Below are 18,842 nucleotides of genomic sequence, written 5' to 3'. Positions count from 1 at the left end.
GTGCCTTGACTTCAAAGCGGATTCAGGTACTTTGCGGGGGATCCCCGAAATTAAAGCTTTTATAAAGTTGATCGCCAACCAGCTGTATGACAGGCTGGTTGGCGATCTTCTGCATATCGAGTAACCCTGCTTCCACCTCCAGCGCAGAAGTTCCCCTTCTATTGGTATTAACGTGTTAATGACCTCGTCAAGCCAAGCTATTACCGTGTTTATCTCTTCGCCTTATAAAACTCATGATACAGCTTCATGAGAGCTCTTTTCTCAATCCTTGATACGTAACTTCGCGATATGCCTAACTCCTTCGCAATTTCCCGCTGAGTCCGCTCTTCTCCACCATGCTCGAGTCCGAAACGGCCCACCACGACTTCCTTTTCCCGCTCATCGAGAATATCCAGATTTTTATAAATCTTGCTCTTCTCGATCTTGAGCTGCACTTTATCCACCACCTCGTCGGAGTCCGTGCCGAGGATATCGATCAACGTGATTTCATTTCCCTCCTTATCCGTCCCAATCGGATCGTGCAGCGATACGTCCTTGCGCGTCTTTTTCAGCGAGCGAAGATGCATCAGAATCTCATTCTCGATACACCGCGCCGCGAAGGTCGCCAGCTTGGTTCCTTTGTCGGGGGAAAACGATTCAATCGCTTTGATCAAACCGATCGTACCGATGGAGATCAAATCCTCCAGATCCTCCCCCGTATTGTCGAATTTCTTGACGATGTGCGCGACAAGCCGAAGGTTATGCTCGATGAGCACGTTGCGCGAGTGTTGGTTGCCTTGAGCCATCAGTTTCAAATGTTTGTCTTCTTCATCCTCCGCCAAGGGCTGGGGAAACGCGTTGTTTTTCACGTAGGAAACGAGCAAAGTAAGCTGTTTAATAAATAAAGCTACGGCACTGAACAATCCGGGCATTCCAGCCACCCCCTAAGGTGTTTGCCGATCAACGGTCTCAGAAGTTTTCGCGCAAAGATTAGTATTAGTGTATGTGGGCGAATGCCCGGAAGTGCCTGTACACAAAAGTTTACATCAGCTCGAAGAAAAGAGACATTCCCCCGTGAAGGGAGAATGTCTCTATGTGATGTGCTGCACTATCATCTCATCTTTTGAGTAACTCCATTTCTTTGATTATTACCTGCCCCATACAATATGAATTATATAAATAGCTCTCCAAGAAATCGGGCTTCTACGCGGTAATTAAAATTTTTTACACTTAAAAATATTCCACCGCGAGCAGCCATATTGTGGCGAATTTCTGAAGTTCAATCATTTTCAGTTGTCGACAAACTGACGATAACTCAAGCGTCACAAATTTGCTGAAGTTAATAGTTTAGAAATTGTACTGATACGGTTTTACATCTACTGAGTCCAATTTTGGATTGAGTGATTTCTAAGTTATAAGGTTGAACCTCGTTATTCAGATTATATACTTTGTCGTATATATGGGGAGTATCAAAATATTAGGCTTGTTACACAGAGAAAGCACTTATTCAGGTTGAAAAAGAAACAGCGTCTTCTCAAAATTTAAAGAAGACGCTGTTTCTTAATAATGATTAATTGAAGTTCCGAATAAAGGCAGTAGCAGAGTTAGAACTTTGAGTTTCTACAAATGCATAATATTTGCAGCTTGATTTCATATAAACCTCTTTATAATCATAGTTTCGAGTGGCGTTTGTCTCCACTGAAGCAACTGCTTTTGTTATGTTGGGACACATTTCATATAATGCAGCCCAAGCGTTACCTTTTGATTCTAGTGAGAATTTTCCATACGTATCGGCTCCTTGGATGCTGTCCGAATTCTTACGGTTGTCCCATTGATATGCAGTTATATTAGTAGAATAACCCGGAACAGCTAATACAGAACTCGCACCAACAACTGTTAAAATTGCAGTTAAACCTAAAGTCATCAATTTCCGTTTCATCGTATCACCTCCTTTATTTGGTAATTATATAATATCATTGTAAATAATAGTTGTCAATGTATATTATGGAATATTTTGTTTTTTTTGAAAAATTCACACGTAGGTCATAGGGGAGGCAATATTTATATGAAAAGATCAATTGTATTTGCTGTAATTGCACTTTTACTGTTTTCTTATCCAACCGTATATGCATCAGAATTTATAAAAGCATACCTTTTTCCGGTACAACTTGAAGTAAACGGTCAAATAAAACCACTTCCTCAAGAGTATCAAATATTGAATGTAAATGGTCATGCTTATGTGCCCGTTCGTTATGTATCTGAATCCATGGGGCTAGGCGTTAGGTATGATGAGAAAAATCAAGTTATCTCCATTGCCAGTGATCCAAAAGAAACAGATGAATTGATAAGATTTATTTGGAAAGTTCAATATAAATTGGATTACCGTCTGTCTCAATCAGATTTAAAAAAGTTACTCGAAAGAAACCCACAAGTTGTTAAGAAAAACAACGAAGGCGGGGAACATTGGCGTTTTGACGTAAAGGCAGCGAGCGATTACCGTTATTCAAGTATCGAACAAGGTGACGAAGCTGGATTATTAGTAGGAAAAGTTGGTGCTCAGTTATTCTTAACTTGGGACTCAAACGGAAAGTTAGCTAAAATAAACTTGTGATATACTAAACTTAACGGCGAAAAACAACCGCAAATACATGTGTTTAATGCCTTTCCAGATGGAACCACGACAGATAGTATTTACGAATAATTACAATTAATTTCGAAATACAGACGCCTCACGGATTAAGTCCATGAGGTTTTTTGTTTTCTTAGGATAAAAAATACAGGTTGCCCTTGTTTACCCAAGCCCGCTTCTGCAAATAAAAAAGAGGCCCTTTGGCCCCTAATTCATGTCAAGGATACTTCCGGTTCATCCACAAAGGTTTTGGTGTGGTATTTGCTAATCCGTTTTACTTTGGCTCTAAACTGAAGGAAGTAATTATGACGTTCGACTTTGTTCATATCATCTTGACGATGTGCGCGACAAGCCGAAGGTTATGCTCGATGAGCACGTTGCGCGAGTGTTGATTGCCTTGAGCCATCAGCTTCAAATGTTTGTCTTCTTCATCCTCCGCCAAGGGCTGGGGAAACGCGTTGTTTTTCACGTAGGAAACGAGCAAAGTAAGCTGTTTAATAAATAAAGCTACGGCACTGAACAATCCGGGCATTCCAGCCACCCCCTAAGGTGTTTGCCGATCAACGGTCTCAGAAGTTTTCGCGCAAAGATTAGTATTAGTGTATGTGGGCGAAAGCCCGGAAGTGCCTGTACACAAAAGTTTACATCCGCTCGAAGAAAAAGAGACATTCCCCCGCGAAGGGAGAATGTCTCTTTACGATTTGTTAAACATTTGTGGAGAAAGGTTATTCTATCGCCCCCATATAAATTTTAATTCTTACGGTCTTTTCGACTAAAATATGGACCACACCATCCTGTTTCATGTGTTTTTACATAAGTCCAATTAAACTCTGTATCAACTACATAAATATCAGTTTCGTTAGTAAAGTCCTCGGCGTTTACCATTGATGCATTTTCGAGAATCAACGCGTAATCTGAGTGTTGATAAAATACATAACAAGAGTTCTTTGGTACATTATTAAATGCGGTTTCTGCTTCATCCTTTGTAAGACAATCCTTCTTCTGATAACTAAATAAGTGCCATAAATAGCCACAGGCACCACCTGCATCATGAAGATAAATGGTTTCCTTATCTTCATGACTAAGATGATTAGCGAAGTTACATTCCCACTGATTACGTAGATATTCTCCCCCTTTAGGGATTTTCCTTACTCCGACTTTTTTACTTTGTAACAAATCAATCAAATCCATTTTAGTTCCTCCATAATAATGAGAAAAATCAGTAATGGAACAAAGTCCAAAAGATTATTGGATACCATCATAAGATATAAAGGAGTTAAACAAAATCTACCCAGCATTCAATAAGCGGCGAATACTTTGTTATTAAAATTTAGGTAACTTTAATCTCAGTAGCAATGAAAAGACTTTGTCAGGGAATGCCAGCGAGGATAGCAAGAAAGAAGCATTCAAAAAAGAAGTCTTATCCAAATACGGTTTATAAAGTGAATAAGAACAACTAAGAATTACAACTCAGTGACTATTCAAAGTATGTTTGTAAGAAAAGCGAGCGTCTCCAAGAGAAAATTCGGAGACGCTTTTCTTCTGTTAGATTGTAAAAATGGATGTGAGTGTCTCCTGACTCAAAAGAACTGTCCTAATTTAAGCTTGCTATAAATGATAATATAATAACCAGATAAACGCTTATAATTTTTGCTAAATATAAATTAAACAAGCTGAGATCACTATATTGTCATCAATTTATTTCTACTAACGCTTTTATGATCCCACCATCTGGTTTTAACCAAGTCTCATACTCTGTAATAACACTATCAAAGTCTGTCCTATGAGTAATAAATGATTCTGTATCAACGTACCCTTCTCGAATACTATGAATCACATATTGAAAATCATCCAACTGAGCATTTCGACTACTAAGAAGAGTCATTTCTTTCTTGTGAAATTCCGGGTCATAAAAACTGATTTTTTCTTTTACTAAACCAACAAAAACAAGCTTGCCTCCGTGAGCTACGAACTTCATTGCATTTTCCATTGATTTAGCATTACCTGTTACGTCAAACACAATTGACGCCATGTCCCCGGATGTAATTCGTGAAATCTCTTCGGGGAGATCTTGATTAACGTTTAACGTATAGTCAATTGGCCCCCAGCGCTTACAAAACTCCAAACGATTTTCATTAATGTCAACGGCTATTACATTTGCCCCTTTAAGTTTTGCATATTTCATAACACCAAGCCCTATCGGCCCTGCTCCAAAAACTAGAACGTTATCATTTTTTTGGACCTCTGCACGCTTTACGGCGTGAGCGCCAATTGCTAAACACTCTATGATAGCAGCTTGGTCTAGAGAAATTTCATTAGTGCAAAGTAAATGATCATGGGGTACACAAAGGTACTCCCTCATTCCCCCATCTCTATGAACTCCGAAAAGTGTAAGGTCAACACAGCAATTAGTTTTTCCCAATTTACATGCCATACATTTTCCACATTCAATATAGGGAATTATTGAAACTCTATCACCAACCTTTAAGTTTTTCTTATTATTTCCTATTTCCATGATTTCACCAGATAGTTCATGTCCAAGAATTCTAGGATATTCAAAAAATGGCTGATTTCCTCTGTATGCATGTAAATCAGTACCGCAAATACCGATTCGTCGAATCTTTACCAAAGCTTCATTTTCATTTCTTACAGGTATCTCTTCTTCTATCATTCTTAGCTTGTATGGTTCCATACAAATTATACTTTTCACTCTTGGTACCTCTTTTCTTATTTAAAATTGTGAAATATAAAAAATTTGAATATTAAGTTACCTCAACAAGTCATACGCATGCGAACATTTGTTTGATATAGAATCACGGAGCTCTATCAATTTACTTTGTTTTTAGTTGATCTCCAACTATGTGATTAGATCGTGGTAGGTAATCATAGTATATTCATGTATATAATCTGCCTTAAAAATTTTATTGTAGTAATGCAGACTTTACTTGATATTCAAAATCAAAAATTGATTCGACACATACAATGAGCCGAATCAATTCATATTTAATTTAGTAATTGATTTTTACAGGTTTGCTCTCTTTTACAGATTTGTAAGCAGTAAGTGCAACAGCCGTTGAATTTAATCCGTCTTGACCGCTGATGGCAACATTGGTGCTATTCAATATTGCTCTTACAAAATCATCAATCAGTAATTGATCCATGTCATCGCCCCAATAACTCCATTGAGCTCTTGTGTTCTTATTACTATATATATCATTTTTTTGAGCAAAAGAATCAATTGAAATAACACCTTTTGTCCCAATTATCTCAATAGTAACATCCCCCCAAGTAGGGAATGACTTAGGTCTTGACCAACTTGTATCAATGACTGCCACTACACCATTTTCATACTTTACATGAACCATTCCAGAGTCATCGATCTTAATATCGTTAAAAAGAGTCCCCATTTCAGCGTAGACTTCAAAAGGTCTACTGTTAAGAAACCAATTATAAATATCCATTAAATGTACGGTGTGGTCAAGAATTGCACCTCCGCCAGAATAAGCAGCATCAATAAACCATTTTCCCGGCATGGTACCACGGTTTGTTCCTTTTATAGCAATTACATTCCCAATCTCACCTCGATCTAATGCTTTTTTAGCCTCTACTACAGGCCTCAAATATCTACAAGGAAAAGCTGTCATTAATTGAACGTTATGTTCACGACACGTATCAATCATTAATTTCATTTCTTCTGTACTTATACCAAGAGGCTTTTCACACAATATATTTTTCCCTGCTCGTGCAGCGTCAATAGTGATTTGAGCATGATACACATTTTCCGAACAAATAACAACTGCGTCTACATCGGTAATAAGCAATTCGTTATAATTATTAAAGTATTTTATACCTGTATTCTCTACGTAATCTTTTACCCGTTCATAATTTGTGTCTGATATTGCAGTTATAATGACATTTGAATTCGATCTCAAGGATTTAAAATAACCTATTGCATGTTGATGTGCAAAACTTATCATGCCTACTTTTAATTTTCTCATATCCTTAAACACCTCAATTATTTTTCATTAAAGTTGGATTATCGGATCGATTTTAATTGGAAGTCCTGTTTCAGCTGATTTTTTGGCAGCTAAAGAAACATTAACTGCCATTAATGCATCTTGAACGGAAATAATTGGATCTTCATTATTTTCAATACATTCAATAAAATGTTTAAGTTCGTAATAGTAAGGATTATGGAGAGCAGGACTTTGCGGGACAGCAACGGTATTCGCTTGGTCATTCAGTGTATCCAATGCTTTCATTATTTTTATTGAAATTGATTCATTGCTGTTATATCGAATAACTCCTTCTGTACCAGCAATTTCAACTGCTGTAGTAAATGGACCAGGATAACCCCAATATGCCTCTAAGTTAGCTATAGCTCCGTTACCAAACCGTAAAGTAACCAAAGCATAGTCGTGACCTTGTTCTACCTTATTAAGAGCATAAACCGAAGTAACCTCATTCATCAATCCACACAAAAAGTCAATGTCATGGATCATCAGATCTAAGATAACTCCTCCACTAGAATCCTTATACCAAGACCTTGCTTGTGCAGGATTTGATCCGACACGTTTGGTATGGATTACACCAACATCCCCAATTAGACCTGCTTTAACTTTTTTAGCGATATCAACATAATTTGGGAAGAAACGAACAACGTGTCCGATAAAAAGTCGCACACCTTTATCTTCACAATATTTAACCATTTCAATAGCATCTTCCATTGATGGTGCAATCGGCTTTTCACAAATAACATGACTACCTTTGTCGGCGATTTTTAATACATACTCCTTGTGAAAATTGGTAGGAAGGCAGATACTCACAACATCTGGTTTTTTTTCTTTCATCATATCCTCAAATGACGTATATGCTGTTGTTAGATATTGCTCGGCGACTTGATTAGCTAATAATTCGTTTGTATCGAAAATCGCAACTAATTCTACGCTTGACATTTTATCAAAGTTTTCAATGTGAGTCATTCCCATTGTTCCACAGCCTAATACAGCTACTTTCATACTTTATCCTCCCCAAAATTTATGTCCCTGACCTATGAAGAGAAAGTAGATCTCATAGATCAGGGAACAATTTTTTGTTATTTTTTGTTTGCTTTATACCATTGGGTCGCTTCTTCTATAGCCTTATCCCCTCCTCGTGCTTTCCAGTCAAGAACAAATTTATCGAAATAGTCCACGTCTTCTTTCCCAGTAATAATTTTAGCAGCAGCTTCCATAAATAATCCATTTTTACCAAGCTCAGGCTTTGTCGAAATGACACTTGGAACTGGCATATCAACAGCGTCATTCATACGACCTTCACTATTAGCAACTTTTAAAGCATTTGTTATTAAATCGCCATTCGGTCTTCCTTTCATGAATTCCTCATTCAACACATAAGGTCTACCGGTAATTTGGAGGAACATTAAGTGCATATTTTCCTTATTAATCGCATCTACAGAAGTAGGGTAGTTGTATTGGATTTTGCCATTATTAATTGTATAATCTTCGCCTTCAATTCCGTATGTTAAAAAGTTGTCAGCCTCTTTTGAGTAATACCAATCTAAAAATTTAATTACATTTACTGCATTTTTACTAGATGCCGGAATGGCAAAAGCCGATCGAATTGAAGATAAACTTTCTCCTCCGCCCTTTCCATCAGGACCAATGGGAGCTGGTATATTAATAATTTCAGCTTTTGGATCTCCTTGTTTTACTTCCGACAACCACTTATCAGGGTAATTAGGTTCGTGTACCCACATTCCAACTCGTGCTGCACCTTTAATCTTTGCATCCCAGTCTTTACCTTCAAGAACAAACATCTCGTTATCTATGAGTTTTTCTTGATAAAGTGTACGGTATAGTTTAAGAGCATTCTTCATTTCCGGAAGGATAAACTTAGGTATAAGTTTACCATCGACGTATTTCCAAGCGCCGGCTGGAATAATGTCACCAGGATTTACATCATATGCCCCGAAGAATAATTCACCAAACCTAAAATTTTTACGTGCTGAGAATGGAATTTCATCTTTTTTGCCATTGCCATTCGGATCTTGATCGCGGAAAGCTTTCAATACATTAATGTATTCTTCGATTGTCTTCGGTACCTGAAGGCCTAACTTGTCAAGCCAATCTTTACGTACATAAACGACTTGATTGTGTGTTACTCCATTAATTGATGGTATTGCGAAAATTTTACCCCCACTAGAAATTGCAGGTGAATTCCATACATCTTTAGGAATATTAGCTTTTAAATTGGGGCCATATTTGTCAATTAAATCATTGAGTTCCAAAAAGGCTCCGTTTTTCATAGCATTTGAAGTAATTGTGGTATTAATAGCAGTTACTTCTAGTAGATCAGGTAATTTCTCATTTGCTGCTAACAGCAAATTAAGTTTTTGATCAAAATCCGTTTGTGGTATCAACTCAATTTTTACATTTGTCTTTGAGAGTTCCTCCAACTTCTTAACATACTTGTCCTCATTAATGTTAGGAGAACTCTCGACGTAAGGTAGAGACCTTGAACTCATCGTAATATTAATAGATTGAACATTATTAGCCTCTGCGTCTTTTAACGCTTTCCCCTTGTTGTCTGGGGACTGGTTGCTACATGCAGATAGAATTGTAATACCCGTTAAAATCACAGCAGATCTTTTTAAGCTTTTCATTTGGACACCCTCTCATTTTCTTGATTTTATAGACTAACCCTTAACTGAGCCAAGCATCGCACCTTGTATAAAGTGCTTTTGAATTAAGGGATAAATCAATAATATTGGGACAGTTGCAATGATGATAGTTGCCATTTTTATGCCCTCAACAGACATCAACATACCTGAGGCACTGCTACCAGCATCACTTTCTATAATAAGTTGTCTCAACTTAACTTGCAGAGTATATAAGTTAGGATTTCTTAGATATATAATAGCGCTCATATAACTGTTCCAATACCCGACTGCGTAAAACAGACCAACAGTTGTTAAAGAAGGAAGTGAAACTGGAAGAATAATTTTCCAGTAAGTTCTAAACTCATCACATCCATCTATTGTTGCTGCTTCAGTAAGTCCTTGCGGAATACCTTTGAAAAAAGAGATCATGATTACCAAATTAAATGCACTTATTAAACTAGGAAGTATTAATGCGCTGAGTGAATCTAGCATCCCATAGGCTTTAACAACTAAGTAGGTTGGGATCAAAGGTGCCGGAAAAATCATAGTAATAATAACCATAATGATAATTATATTTCGCCCCTTTAGATGGGACTTCGATAGGCTATAACCCATAGTAGAGGTAAAAAGTAGACTCATAAAGGTACCAAAGACTGTTGTCCATACCGTAATTGCAAACGCTTTCCATATTGCAACATTTTTCAATACAGCAATATAATTATCAAGTGTGAACTTTACAGGGAAAATAGTGACCTTACCTTGAAGAATAGCTTGGCCGTTACTAAAAGAACCTGCTAAGATATTCAAGAAAGGAATCAGCATTAGCAGACTGATACCCACTAGTAAGATCGCGTTGAATGTTGGGGACAACCTTATTTTTTTGTTCATGTTCTCACTCCTTTTAATACAAAGTCTGTCCAGTAACTCTTTTACTTATTTGATTAAATCCTAAGATAAGAATCAAACCAACTACAGATTTAAATATACCTATTGCCGTTGTATAACTAAACTGCCCACCTAATAAACCTATTGAATAAATATAAGTATCTAGAATTTGTCCTTTTTCAGCTACAAGTGGATTAAGTAGCATATAGATCTGCTCAAACCCTAATTCTAGAAGATTGCCAATTCTTAATAAAAATAAAATCATAATAGTAGGTAATAACGAAGGGATTGTTATGCTAACAATTTTCCTAAGTCGCCCAGCTCCATCTACATCGGCCGCCTCGTACAATTCAGGATTTATACTAGCAAGTGCAGCAAGATAAATAATTGTATTCCAGCCCACTTCTTTCCATATGCCCGATGCAACAACTATTGAACGGAAATATTCAGGTTGTTGCATAAAGAATATTCGAGTGAAACCAAGATACTCTAGCAAATCATTTATGATTCCATAATTAGGTGATAAAACGTTTATTACTAACCCTCCAACAATAACCCATGACAAGAAGTGTGGCAGGTATACAATTGTCTGGACAGTTCTTTTAAACCACATTTTTCTAACTTCATTTAATAGTAATGCCAGTATAATCGGCGCAGGGAAGCCAAATATTAATTGGTATATACTAATGAGAATGGTATTTGAGAGTATTCTTGTAAACTCAGGATAAGTGAACAAAGTCAAAAAATGTTTAAACCCAACAAATTCACTACCAGTAATTCCTTTATAAATATTATAATCCTGAAATGCAATTACACTCCCCATTATTGGGACGTATTTGAAAAGCAAGAAAAACAAGACTCCGGGCGCAACCATACAATATAACTGCCAATACTTATAAAAGTACGACGTTCGACTTTTTCCTTTTGCTTCAAGTGAGTTGATCGTTAAAGGCCGAGTGTCAGTTTTCATAGGAGCCTCCAAATGTGATGTTTTATAACTTAATAATATGAGAATGCATTAATAACGTACATGGATATTCTTTAAAAAAATGTGTTTTTTTAAGACTTGTTAATATTTCAAAAATTGCAATCGCTTTATAGAAAATGTAAGCGATATTTTCATGTAATGATAAATAACATAATACGTGACGTCCCTAACGTCAAATACATAGGCAGATGCCAGCGCTGCCGGAATACGACTTAACTTGTTAACGCCGTTTGCTGCTGTCTGTTTCAGCTAGTTGGGCAACTGCTTGCCATCGTCTTGCAAAGTTCCTCTAAATCTGTGATAAAATAGAAGAAGCCCGCCCTCTGTTGAGGACGGACCGCTCTTTCGTGGTACGAGAACCTGCTTAACTGTTTGCAAATCCAAGTGATTTTCGGTATTCTCTTGGTGTCACTCCATAAACCTTTTTAAAAGACTTAGTAAAGTGGGCATAATCCGTATATCCAATGAGTTCGGGGATGTCATACGCTTTACGGTCAGGATCAGTCAATAGTTGTTTAGCAATTTCCATTCGGTATTGAATCAAATACTGCGAAAATGAGATTCCAACATTTTGTTTAAATATTAGGCTTAAGTATGGAACAGAGAGATTGACATATTCTGCAACAGCCTGTTGTGACAATTCATTGTCTTTATAATTATTTTCTATATATTTAATAGTTCGTTTAATATTTTGATGAGCACTAAAATTCCGATTTTCCCGTATAACCGTAATTAGTGTTGATATATAGTTTGTATTATACGTTTTTAAGTCCGAAACTGACGTAATTAAGTTATGAATTTTTTGTTTATCAACTTCAGGGATTTGGATTTTGCTATAACTCTGAAGTTGAACATTAACTCTGCTTAGAAATTCTATACTCCGGTTCCTTTGTTGAGCAATCGTTTCTTTGTCCAAGATCCATTGCTGATTAAAATTTTTAATTAATTGTAGGGCTTCGTTTTCGTTCATCGACCATATAAAACTGGACAACCTTGTTGCTTCGTCCGAAGAATAGTTTAACCATTGATCATACTTTCCCCAGTCTACTTGTCTTTCATATAATTTATTCTTAACTTTTTGTAGTGTCATATAAAGTTGCTCAGTTTTTATGGGTTTAAGAAGATAATCTATAACCCCATACCTTATAGCTTCTTGTGCAAAAACAAAATCACCGTATCCTGATAAGATAATAAATTCGCATTGTATTCCAAGGTGTCTGGCATTTTTAATAAGATCCAATCCATTTAATTGGGGCATTTTTATATCAGTAATTACCACTTGTGGCATTAGGCTTTTGCATAGCTCTAGTCCTTCACTACCATTTGAAGCTTCCCCAATTACACTGAATTCAAGACTAGAGTCAGATACTAGTTTAACAAGGCTTCTTCTTATTAAACTCTCATCTTCTACAATTAATGTAGTAATCATTGTTAAATCCTCTCCCCTACTGCTGTAGAGTTTACTGGAACTTTTAGTTGAACATCAGTACCATTTTCATCTGATTTAACAATACTAAGTCCATATGGATAACCAAAAAGTAATCTAATTCGAGCGTGAACATTTATTAATCCAATGTGGCCATCCACCCCATTATTATAATTATCATTATTAATTCCCTTTGCGTCAGTATTAGTAAAGATATTGTTAAATTTATCCTTTATATCTTGAGGCATTCCTTTGCCATGATCTGAGACCGTTATAATAAAATCACTCTTTTGATACTCCCCTGTTATACCAATAAAAGTCGGCATTAGCATGTGATCTTCATAACCATGTAAAAAACAATTTTCAATTAGTGGTTGAAGAGAGAGGCGGGCAATTAGAATCTGGTTTGATAATTCTTTTCCACACCTAATTTCACATTCCATTTGAGGAAAACGCTCCTTCTGGATTTCAAGATAAGTGAGAATGTAATTTAACTCTTCTTCCAATTTAATGACATTCATAGTGTCTTTCATACAATAACGAAACATATCAGCTAAAGATGTAGCCATTCTACTAATGGGTCTTATTTCCTGAAGAAGAGCATGTGAATTGATTATCTCGAGAGTATTATATAAAAAGTGGGGATTTATTTGGGATTGGAGAGCCCGTAAACTTGATTCTTTTTGTTGCAATACTAGATCCTTTTCTCGTAATTGTGATGCATGAACCTCAACAATAAGGCGTTTTAACTCATTTATCATATTATTGAATCCTATAAATAGATTATTAAGTTCTCTTTCGCGTTTCATGGGCGCCCTTACGTGAAAATTTCCATTTTGTGTTTGACGCATTAAACGTTCCAATACATTTAATGAATTTGTGATGTAAATGGTATACCCGCCGATTATTAAAACGGCAACAAGAGTAATTAGTACAAAAGTCCATATTGAATAATCACGCAATTTGATTAAGTCTTTATTTAGTTCAGCAAATGGGAATTCGGAGATTATAGTCCATCCCGTAGCGTCTGATATATTGTAATTAACTATTTCTGAGACATCATTTTCTTGATGTATGAAATAATTATTCATACTTCCTGCACGTTGGCCCATTTTAAACCAGCTTGGTACAATTGTGCCTAATTTCGCAAGATTATTTTGTGAATTGTATAAAACTCGGTCGTTTTGGTCTATTATCCATAGGCTCCCTTTTGAGCTGATCTGGATTTGACTGACAATGTTCCAAATCTCGTTAAGTCGAATATTTATTACTAATAATCCAGAAGTACGATAGGTTGTTGTGTCTTTGAATTTTCTGGTAACTGTTAATATTGGGTTACCATTAACCCAACGTATTCCCATTACATTAAAATTATCGTAATCAGTATTTTTCATGTAAGATTGAACGTCATCATTACTTAATGAGGCACCCTGATTGGACACTTGTATTCCGTTAGATGAATAGATTGTCATGGAGAATATATCAGGTCTACCAAATACAGCTGGCCTCAATAGGTCACTCTCTATATTTCTAGTAATTAAAAACCTCTCATATGAATCGTCCTCATGAAGAAGCATAAATTGTTTTATTAATGGGTGTGCAATTAAAGGTAAAGTAGAACGTTCCAAGTCTTTAAAGTAATCGTTAAGTTGATAATTTAACTGGCGCACAAGTTGTTCGTTAAATTGCCTTGTCGTTTCTTTTATTGTCTCCGTAGTTCTATCAAACCAAACTTTCGAGAATATTAAGGCAGGCAACAATAGAAATACTATAAATAATATAATGAGTTTTAGTCGCAACTTATAAGTTCTCCTCCAAATTCTATTGTAATACTTATACCTAAAATAATAAAAGACTTCGTACCCACATGGCAAATAAATTCACGTAAGAGGAAAAACTTGTATCAGAAAAAATCATTTGAAAATAATTACACATTGAACAATCCCTCTGAGGCAGACTTGCCTACACCGGCAAGCTGCCTCAGTAACTTGAAATGATTTACCGCTTCGCCTTATGAAACTCATGATACAGCTTCATGAGCGCCCCTTCTCGATCCCGTATACGTAGGACCGTGAGATACCTAGCTCCTTCGCAATTTCCCGTTGTGTCCGCTCTTCCCCGCCATTTGCGCGAGTGTTGATTGCCTTGGGCCACCAGCTTCAAATGTTTGTCTTCTTCATCCTCCGCTAAGGACTGGGGAAACGCGTTGTTTTTTACGTAGGCGAGCAAAGTAAGCTGTTTAATAAATAAAGCTACGGCACTGAACAATCCGGGCATTCCAGCCACCCCCTAAGGTGTTTGCCGATCAACGGTCTCGGAAGTCTTCGCGCAAAGATTAGTATTAGTGTATGTGGGCGAAAGCCCGGAAGCCGTACACAAAAGTTTACATCCATTTCGCATAGCCGCAGCGTCGAAGCTACCGAAAACGTCCTTAGAAAAAAAACATCCCCCCCTGAAGGGGGAATGTAGAAAAAAAACAATTCCTAGACTGCCACTTGTTGCTTTGATTAACCATATAGGTCTATCTCTTCGCTCGAGCTCGTCAAGCGGACAATGAACACCAATGAAGAATGCATGTGTGTTACACTAAGTATGATCGACACGGCCAGAAGTAAAGACTCAGACAAAGGGAGACACCCTACCAAATGAAGAAATGGTACACCATCGGCATGTATCTCGTGCTCATACTCATTGTCTATGTATTCAAGGATGAAATTTTGCATTGGATGCAGTATGGGGATGCGCCCGTTCTGCTTATTTTTGCGGCTGCGCTCGGTTTTATTATCGTACCGGTCATCCCCTACAAAATAGTTATCGGCTTGCTAGGGTTTATGTACGGTCCTTTGCTGGGCGCTTTGATCAGTTGGACAGCTGCTTCCGTCGCGTCTGTCATTGTTTTTTGCCTGGCACGCTACTTGTTTCAAAAGCAGGGCCGTGCTTACTTGTCCAAGTACGAGAAGCTGGAAAAGCTCCAAGCCGCGATTGAAAAAAATCCGTTCCTGACTATTTTATTGGCTCGACTGATCCCGGTTATCCCTCAGGCTGTCGTTAATGTCATTCCTGCGATTACTTCCATTCCGGTCGTTACATTCGCCGTTGCGTCCGCATTGGGCAAAATTCCTGCTATGCTCCTGTTTGCGTTCATCGGCAGCAACCTGTTTGCTGGCACAAGCAAGCTCGTTTTGTCCGTCGGCGTATATATCCTTTTTTTGGCGTCCGTCTACGTCGTCTACTGCGTCTGGCTCAAGAAGCGATGGCTTTAAGCAGTTATGCTTCGGGCATTTACTGATAAGAAATTCACGGCCGCCGGAAATTGATCCAAGAATAACTCAGTAGCATTCCCGATAAGAGGTTTTTTGAAGTGTCTGCCTTTATCCACCAGGAAGCTAATCATTTCTTCATCGTTGCCGCGCCGGTCTACTTCCTGGTCTTTTGCACTATCGTACCCGTTACTTGAATAATTCGTTTCTGAATCTGACCATCGTCTTTGTTTGGAAAAATCCCCACAAAAAAAGCGCCGGCTCACGATGTTATCATGAAACCGGCGCTTATTCGATCGTTTCCACATATACGTTCAAATGGAGCTGCTTTAACAACCGTTCCAAGAGCACCGCCGCTTCCACCCGGGTCGTATGCGCCAAGGGTGCAGATTGATCAGCGCTGCGCCCTGGGCCTACTCGTCCCATTGGGCCCGGGGGACTCCGGCTGGTTGCTATTCAGGAAGCGCGTGTCAATTGCGACGAGCCGTTCGCTCTATGCCATCAGCGGTTACTTTGTACAGTTGGTGCGGCAGGTCGTGTCCCATGCCGTCAACCAACATTAGCTCGGCGCCCGGGATGGCAGAAGCCGTGTCCTCGCCACACGCCGGGACGAACAGGGGATCGTCCACCCCATGAATGACAAGTGCTGGTACTTTTATGGTCGCCAGCCGCGGACGACGGTCACCGGAGACAGCGATCGCGGCAATTTGTCGTCCGACACTGCCTGGATCGTAGGCTCGCCGGACTTCCTCCAGAATGAGTGCCCGATAAGCGTCTTCTTCAAACGGATAGCCAGTGCCGGCGATGCGTTTGGCAAAAGAGAGGCTGTGCGCCAAAAATCCTGCTTCATCCTCAAAGGGGTTCGGCGCCGGTTTAGTCATCATCGCCATGACATCCGGGGAAGCTTGCGGAAGGGTGGGATTACCGGAACTAGACATAATGGAGGTGAGTGATAAAACCCGTTCAGGGTACTCACTGGCTGCAATCTGGGCGATCATTCCGCCCATCGACCTGCCAACGAAATGTGCCCGGTCAATTGAAAGGGCGTCGAGCAGTCCGATAGCGTCGTTGGACATGTCATCGAGAGTGTAAGGGATGTCCGGTCGCTCTCCTGACATGAGAGCAGTCGCCAGTGCGTCAAAATCCAGCGCCCGATAATGGCTAAAGTGTGTCGAGCAACCTACGTCGCGATTGTCAAAGCGGATTACGCGAAAGCCCCGCGCTGCTAATATCCGACAAAACGGAACCGTCCATCGGATCATCTGGGTTCCAAGCCCGGCTATTAGGATAATGGCCTCGTCATTTTCGTTACCGAAACTGTCATAGGCCAAATCAACGCCGTTGACTTTCAGAATGTTCATGATCTTGTTCTCCCCCAATTAATTCGGTATCGGAAGTTCTGCCATAGGCAGAAGGCGTGAATCTTCGATCGCTGCAGTCCGATGCCCGATACCGGCCAGGTAGTCTTGATGACTTGAAAAAGCAAGAAACGACTGTGCGCTGCTCTGGCGGATCAGCATAACAAGATCCCATCTTTCGTCTTCGGGTCCGATAAGAAACTCTCCGCCATCGCCAAGAAACATGATTTCACCTCCGCTTTCACGGAGAAATGGGAGGGTGTGCTCAATATAGCGGTTGAAAGCTTCGGCACCGCTGATTGGGTCCTCCGGTGTTAGTTCAGGATTGGCTGTGTAATCGGCAATATCACGAAAACGCAGCAGGTTCAACATGACGATGCTGCCCTCAATGCCTCGTTGCATGAACCTCATGCCAGCGCGTTGCGTTGGTTCGATGTAACGAATAGATTCAAACTCTGTCATAGCGGCTCCTTTCGTAGTTCCTTTTTTTATTCTTTACCCTCCAAATGCCTTCATTCATAAGTTCTCTTCAGGGAATGCATTAGCGGCTAATCTTTTGACATGGTTTCTGATATCAGGTGCCCAGTCATCGATGAAGTGGTAAAAACGATCCAAATCACCAGCATACAGTGCCCGCAGAGCTTCTTCGTATTGATGGAAGTTCCCGGCCATAGCTGTCATAAAGTTATAGGTTGCTTCTTGTGACTCTCGGATATTGCTCTGTTTTTCTCCAGCACGGCGAGCCTCATCAATGAGTTTTCGTAATGTTACCGACGCCCCTCCAGGTTGACTCTTGAGCCATTCCCAATGCCGTGGCAATAACGTAACCTCACCGGAAACAACCCCCAGCTTGGGTCGACCGACCCGCCGTGTAGGCTGGTGATTCACTTCCGTACCGGGTAAGTCACCAAACTGTTCTCCTAATCGTTTGAGCACATCATCTGTCTTCCCACGAAAATCAACATCTACTGGCTTCCCCGTGGAATCGTCAAATAAAAGCAACTGTGTAAGGTCTCTGTCATCCAGAGCTTCCTTCACTGTAGTAACAACGTGCTGTAACGAACCACTGGCGACGACTCCCACACCCAAAAATGCCGTGCAGTAAAAGCGCGTAAGGGCATTACTCATGCTGACCTCCTCTCTGATTACCTCTCCAATTATACCCGGATAAAAATAAACAATCAATATTACCCGGGTAAAATATATTTTCCCGTTCGTCATGGAGGGAATAAATGCAAAAGACACGGCCTAAGAGGAACCGCACTGTTGAGGGCTAGTGTTTGCTTTATGTTGTGCATGTTGTGTTTTGTCGCAAAAACTGCCCGTTAGTTTGAGAAAACGGCAGCTTTAAATGCAAGCTGCCGCTACTTTAAAAGATCTTTGTAATTTGGTGGGAAGTCATCCTTATTCGGTCCTCTAACATGTTCAAAATTTTTTAGCTCAACTCCAGCAGCCGAAACCCTATATGTAAAGACATCCTCACCTACAGGGATATGGGGGCCAACTGTTGGTCGCACATCAAGTGTGATGAAAAAATCAAAACCACGGAAACCATTGATTCTTTCAATGTACTTCACATCAACAAAATAAGGATAAATATCTGGTGATCCTGATAATACATCTGATTGAACACTCCCACCACCTGCGCTAATGGCG

18 protein-coding genes and 2 pseudogenes are annotated in these 18,842 nt (G+C 39.2%); 2 read left to right on the top strand and 18 right to left on the bottom strand.

What is annotated here, in order from left to right:
- Positions 1-209: 209 nt before the first annotated feature.
- A complete protein-coding gene (gene sigK, locus PEL01S_RS16525; RefSeq protein ID WP_054972520.1) occupies positions 210-911 on the bottom strand; it encodes an RNA polymerase sporulation sigma factor SigK in 702 nt (233 codons plus the stop codon).
- A 638-nt stretch (positions 912-1,549) separates the two neighbouring features.
- Positions 1,550-1,918, bottom strand: coding sequence for a hypothetical protein (locus PEL01S_RS16520; RefSeq protein WP_127461063.1), 369 nt, complete (start codon positions 1,916-1,918; stop codon positions 1,550-1,552).
- A gap of 126 nt (positions 1,919-2,044) precedes the next feature.
- Here PEL01S_RS16520 and PEL01S_RS16515 point away from each other — a divergent pair, with 126 nt between their 5' ends.
- Positions 2,045-2,590, top strand: coding sequence for a stalk domain-containing protein (locus tag PEL01S_RS16515; protein WP_127461062.1), 546 nt, complete (start codon positions 2,045-2,047; stop codon positions 2,588-2,590).
- Between the two features lie 349 nt (positions 2,591-2,939).
- Here PEL01S_RS16515 and PEL01S_RS16510 read toward each other — a convergent pair.
- The 11 genes and pseudogenes from PEL01S_RS16510 to PEL01S_RS35710 all read right to left on the bottom strand — a co-directional run.
- A pseudogene (locus PEL01S_RS16510) lies at positions 2,940-3,140 on the bottom strand (RNA polymerase subunit sigma-70); the annotation flags it as partial.
- A gap of 218 nt (positions 3,141-3,358) precedes the next feature.
- Positions 3,359-3,799, bottom strand: coding sequence for a DUF4275 family protein (locus tag PEL01S_RS16505; protein ID WP_127461061.1), 441 nt, complete (start codon positions 3,797-3,799; stop codon positions 3,359-3,361).
- A 502-nt stretch (positions 3,800-4,301) separates the two neighbouring features.
- Positions 4,302-5,318 carry a zinc-binding alcohol dehydrogenase family protein gene (locus tag PEL01S_RS16500; RefSeq protein WP_127461060.1) on the bottom strand — a complete coding sequence of 339 codons (1,017 nt, stop codon included), beginning with the start codon at positions 5,316-5,318 and terminating at the stop codon, positions 4,302-4,304.
- Positions 5,319-5,616: 298 nt separating this feature from the next.
- Entirely contained in the window at positions 5,617-6,606 is a 990-nt protein-coding gene (locus tag PEL01S_RS16495; RefSeq protein ID WP_127461059.1) for a Gfo/Idh/MocA family protein, read from the bottom strand.
- 27 nt (positions 6,607-6,633) lie between these two features.
- The gene (locus PEL01S_RS16490) at positions 6,634-7,626 is read right to left on the bottom strand and encodes a Gfo/Idh/MocA family protein (RefSeq protein WP_127461058.1); all 993 of its coding nucleotides are present in this window, start codon (positions 7,624-7,626) and stop codon (positions 6,634-6,636) included.
- A gap of 77 nt (positions 7,627-7,703) precedes the next feature.
- Entirely contained in the window at positions 7,704-9,272 is a 1,569-nt protein-coding gene (locus tag PEL01S_RS16485; RefSeq protein WP_127461057.1) for an extracellular solute-binding protein, read from the bottom strand.
- A gap of 33 nt (positions 9,273-9,305) precedes the next feature.
- Positions 9,306-10,157 (bottom strand): carbohydrate ABC transporter permease, encoded by an 852-nt coding sequence (locus PEL01S_RS16480; RefSeq protein ID WP_239551448.1) that lies wholly within the window; start codon positions 10,155-10,157, stop codon positions 9,306-9,308.
- A 13-nt stretch (positions 10,158-10,170) separates the two neighbouring features.
- Complete coding sequence (locus PEL01S_RS16475; protein WP_239551447.1) at positions 10,171-11,124, bottom strand: ABC transporter permease; 954 nt, start codon at positions 11,122-11,124, stop codon at positions 10,171-10,173.
- Positions 11,125-11,506: 382 nt separating this feature from the next.
- Positions 11,507-12,571, bottom strand: coding sequence for a response regulator transcription factor (locus tag PEL01S_RS16470; RefSeq protein ID WP_127461056.1), 1,065 nt, complete (start codon positions 12,569-12,571; stop codon positions 11,507-11,509).
- 2 nt (positions 12,572-12,573) lie between these two features.
- Entirely contained in the window at positions 12,574-14,367 is a 1,794-nt protein-coding gene (locus tag PEL01S_RS16465) for a sensor histidine kinase (protein ID WP_127461055.1), read from the bottom strand.
- Positions 14,368-14,695: 328 nt separating this feature from the next.
- Positions 14,696-14,845 (bottom strand): annotated as a pseudogene (locus PEL01S_RS35710) (RNA polymerase subunit sigma-70); the annotation flags it as partial.
- Positions 14,846-15,213: 368 nt separating this feature from the next.
- On the opposite strand from PEL01S_RS35710, the gene PEL01S_RS16455 reads away from it, so the two are divergent.
- A complete protein-coding gene (locus tag PEL01S_RS16455; protein WP_108534104.1) occupies positions 15,214-15,831 on the top strand; it encodes a TVP38/TMEM64 family protein in 618 nt (205 codons plus the stop codon).
- A 285-nt stretch (positions 15,832-16,116) separates the two neighbouring features.
- Here the strand turns inward: PEL01S_RS16455 and PEL01S_RS34535 are convergent, their stop codons facing one another.
- From PEL01S_RS34535 to PEL01S_RS16435, 5 genes are all read right to left on the bottom strand, one after another.
- Positions 16,117-16,254 (bottom strand): hypothetical protein, encoded by a 138-nt coding sequence (locus tag PEL01S_RS34535; protein WP_163768235.1) that lies wholly within the window; start codon positions 16,252-16,254, stop codon positions 16,117-16,119.
- A gap of 44 nt (positions 16,255-16,298) precedes the next feature.
- Positions 16,299-17,189 carry an alpha/beta fold hydrolase gene (locus PEL01S_RS16450; protein ID WP_127461054.1) on the bottom strand — a complete coding sequence of 297 codons (891 nt, stop codon included), beginning with the start codon at positions 17,187-17,189 and terminating at the stop codon, positions 16,299-16,301.
- An 18-nt stretch (positions 17,190-17,207) separates the two neighbouring features.
- Positions 17,208-17,648: a DUF1330 domain-containing protein gene (locus tag PEL01S_RS16445; RefSeq protein WP_174806960.1), complete on the bottom strand. Its 441-nt coding sequence runs from the start codon at positions 17,646-17,648 to the stop codon at positions 17,208-17,210.
- A gap of 54 nt (positions 17,649-17,702) precedes the next feature.
- Positions 17,703-18,314: a DUF2239 family protein gene (locus PEL01S_RS16440; protein WP_127461052.1), complete on the bottom strand. Its 612-nt coding sequence runs from the start codon at positions 18,312-18,314 to the stop codon at positions 17,703-17,705.
- Between the two features lie 236 nt (positions 18,315-18,550).
- Positions 18,551-18,842, bottom strand: a 292-nt coding sequence (locus PEL01S_RS16435; RefSeq protein ID WP_127461051.1) for a DUF3888 domain-containing protein, incomplete at its 5' end; no start/stop codon positions are given.

Source organism: Paenibacillus elgii NBRC 100335 (assembly GCF_004000865.1).
In the GTDB taxonomy this organism is placed as follows: domain Bacteria; phylum Bacillota; class Bacilli; order Paenibacillales; family NBRC-103111; genus Paenibacillus_G; species Paenibacillus_G elgii.
The sequence above is the reverse complement of the archived record's forward strand: the minus strand, read 5'-3'. Positions and strand labels throughout refer to the sequence as shown.

Bases quoted from the DNA above. Each gene is read 5' to 3' on its own strand.
- PEL01S_RS16445 (WP_174806960.1), bottom strand. From the start codon at position 17,648: ATGACAGAGTTTGAATCTATTCGTTACATCGAACCAACGCAACGCGCT.
- PEL01S_RS16520 (WP_127461063.1), bottom strand. From the start codon at position 1,918: ATGAAACGGAAATTGATGACTTTAGGTTTAACTGCAATTTTAACAGTT.
- PEL01S_RS16485 (WP_127461057.1), bottom strand. From the start codon at position 9,272: ATGAAAAGCTTAAAAAGATCTGCTGTGATTTTAACGGGTATTACAATT.
- sigK (WP_054972520.1), bottom strand. From the start codon at position 911: ATGCCCGGATTGTTCAGTGCCGTAGCTTTATTTATTAAACAGCTTACT.
- PEL01S_RS16490 (WP_127461058.1), bottom strand. From the start codon at position 7,626: ATGAAAGTAGCTGTATTAGGCTGTGGAACAATGGGAATGACTCACATT.
- PEL01S_RS16505 (WP_127461061.1), bottom strand. From the start codon at position 3,799: ATGGATTTGATTGATTTGTTACAAAGTAAAAAAGTCGGAGTAAGGAAA.
- PEL01S_RS34535 (WP_163768235.1), bottom strand. From the start codon at position 16,254: ATGGGACGAGTAGGCCCAGGGCGCAGCGCTGATCAATCTGCACCCTTG.
- PEL01S_RS16515 (WP_127461062.1), top strand. From the start codon at position 2,045: ATGAAAAGATCAATTGTATTTGCTGTAATTGCACTTTTACTGTTTTCT.
- PEL01S_RS16470 (WP_127461056.1), bottom strand. From the start codon at position 12,571: ATGATTACTACATTAATTGTAGAAGATGAGAGTTTAATAAGAAGAAGC.
- PEL01S_RS16455 (WP_108534104.1), top strand. From the start codon at position 15,214: ATGAAGAAATGGTACACCATCGGCATGTATCTCGTGCTCATACTCATT.
- PEL01S_RS16440 (WP_127461052.1), bottom strand. From the start codon at position 18,314: ATGAGTAATGCCCTTACGCGCTTTTACTGCACGGCATTTTTGGGTGTG.
- PEL01S_RS16450 (WP_127461054.1), bottom strand. From the start codon at position 17,189: ATGAACATTCTGAAAGTCAACGGCGTTGATTTGGCCTATGACAGTTTC.
- PEL01S_RS16480 (WP_239551448.1), bottom strand. From the start codon at position 10,157: ATGAACAAAAAAATAAGGTTGTCCCCAACATTCAACGCGATCTTACTA.
- PEL01S_RS16495 (WP_127461059.1), bottom strand. From the start codon at position 6,606: ATGAGAAAATTAAAAGTAGGCATGATAAGTTTTGCACATCAACATGCA.
- PEL01S_RS16475 (WP_239551447.1), bottom strand. From the start codon at position 11,124: ATGAAAACTGACACTCGGCCTTTAACGATCAACTCACTTGAAGCAAAA.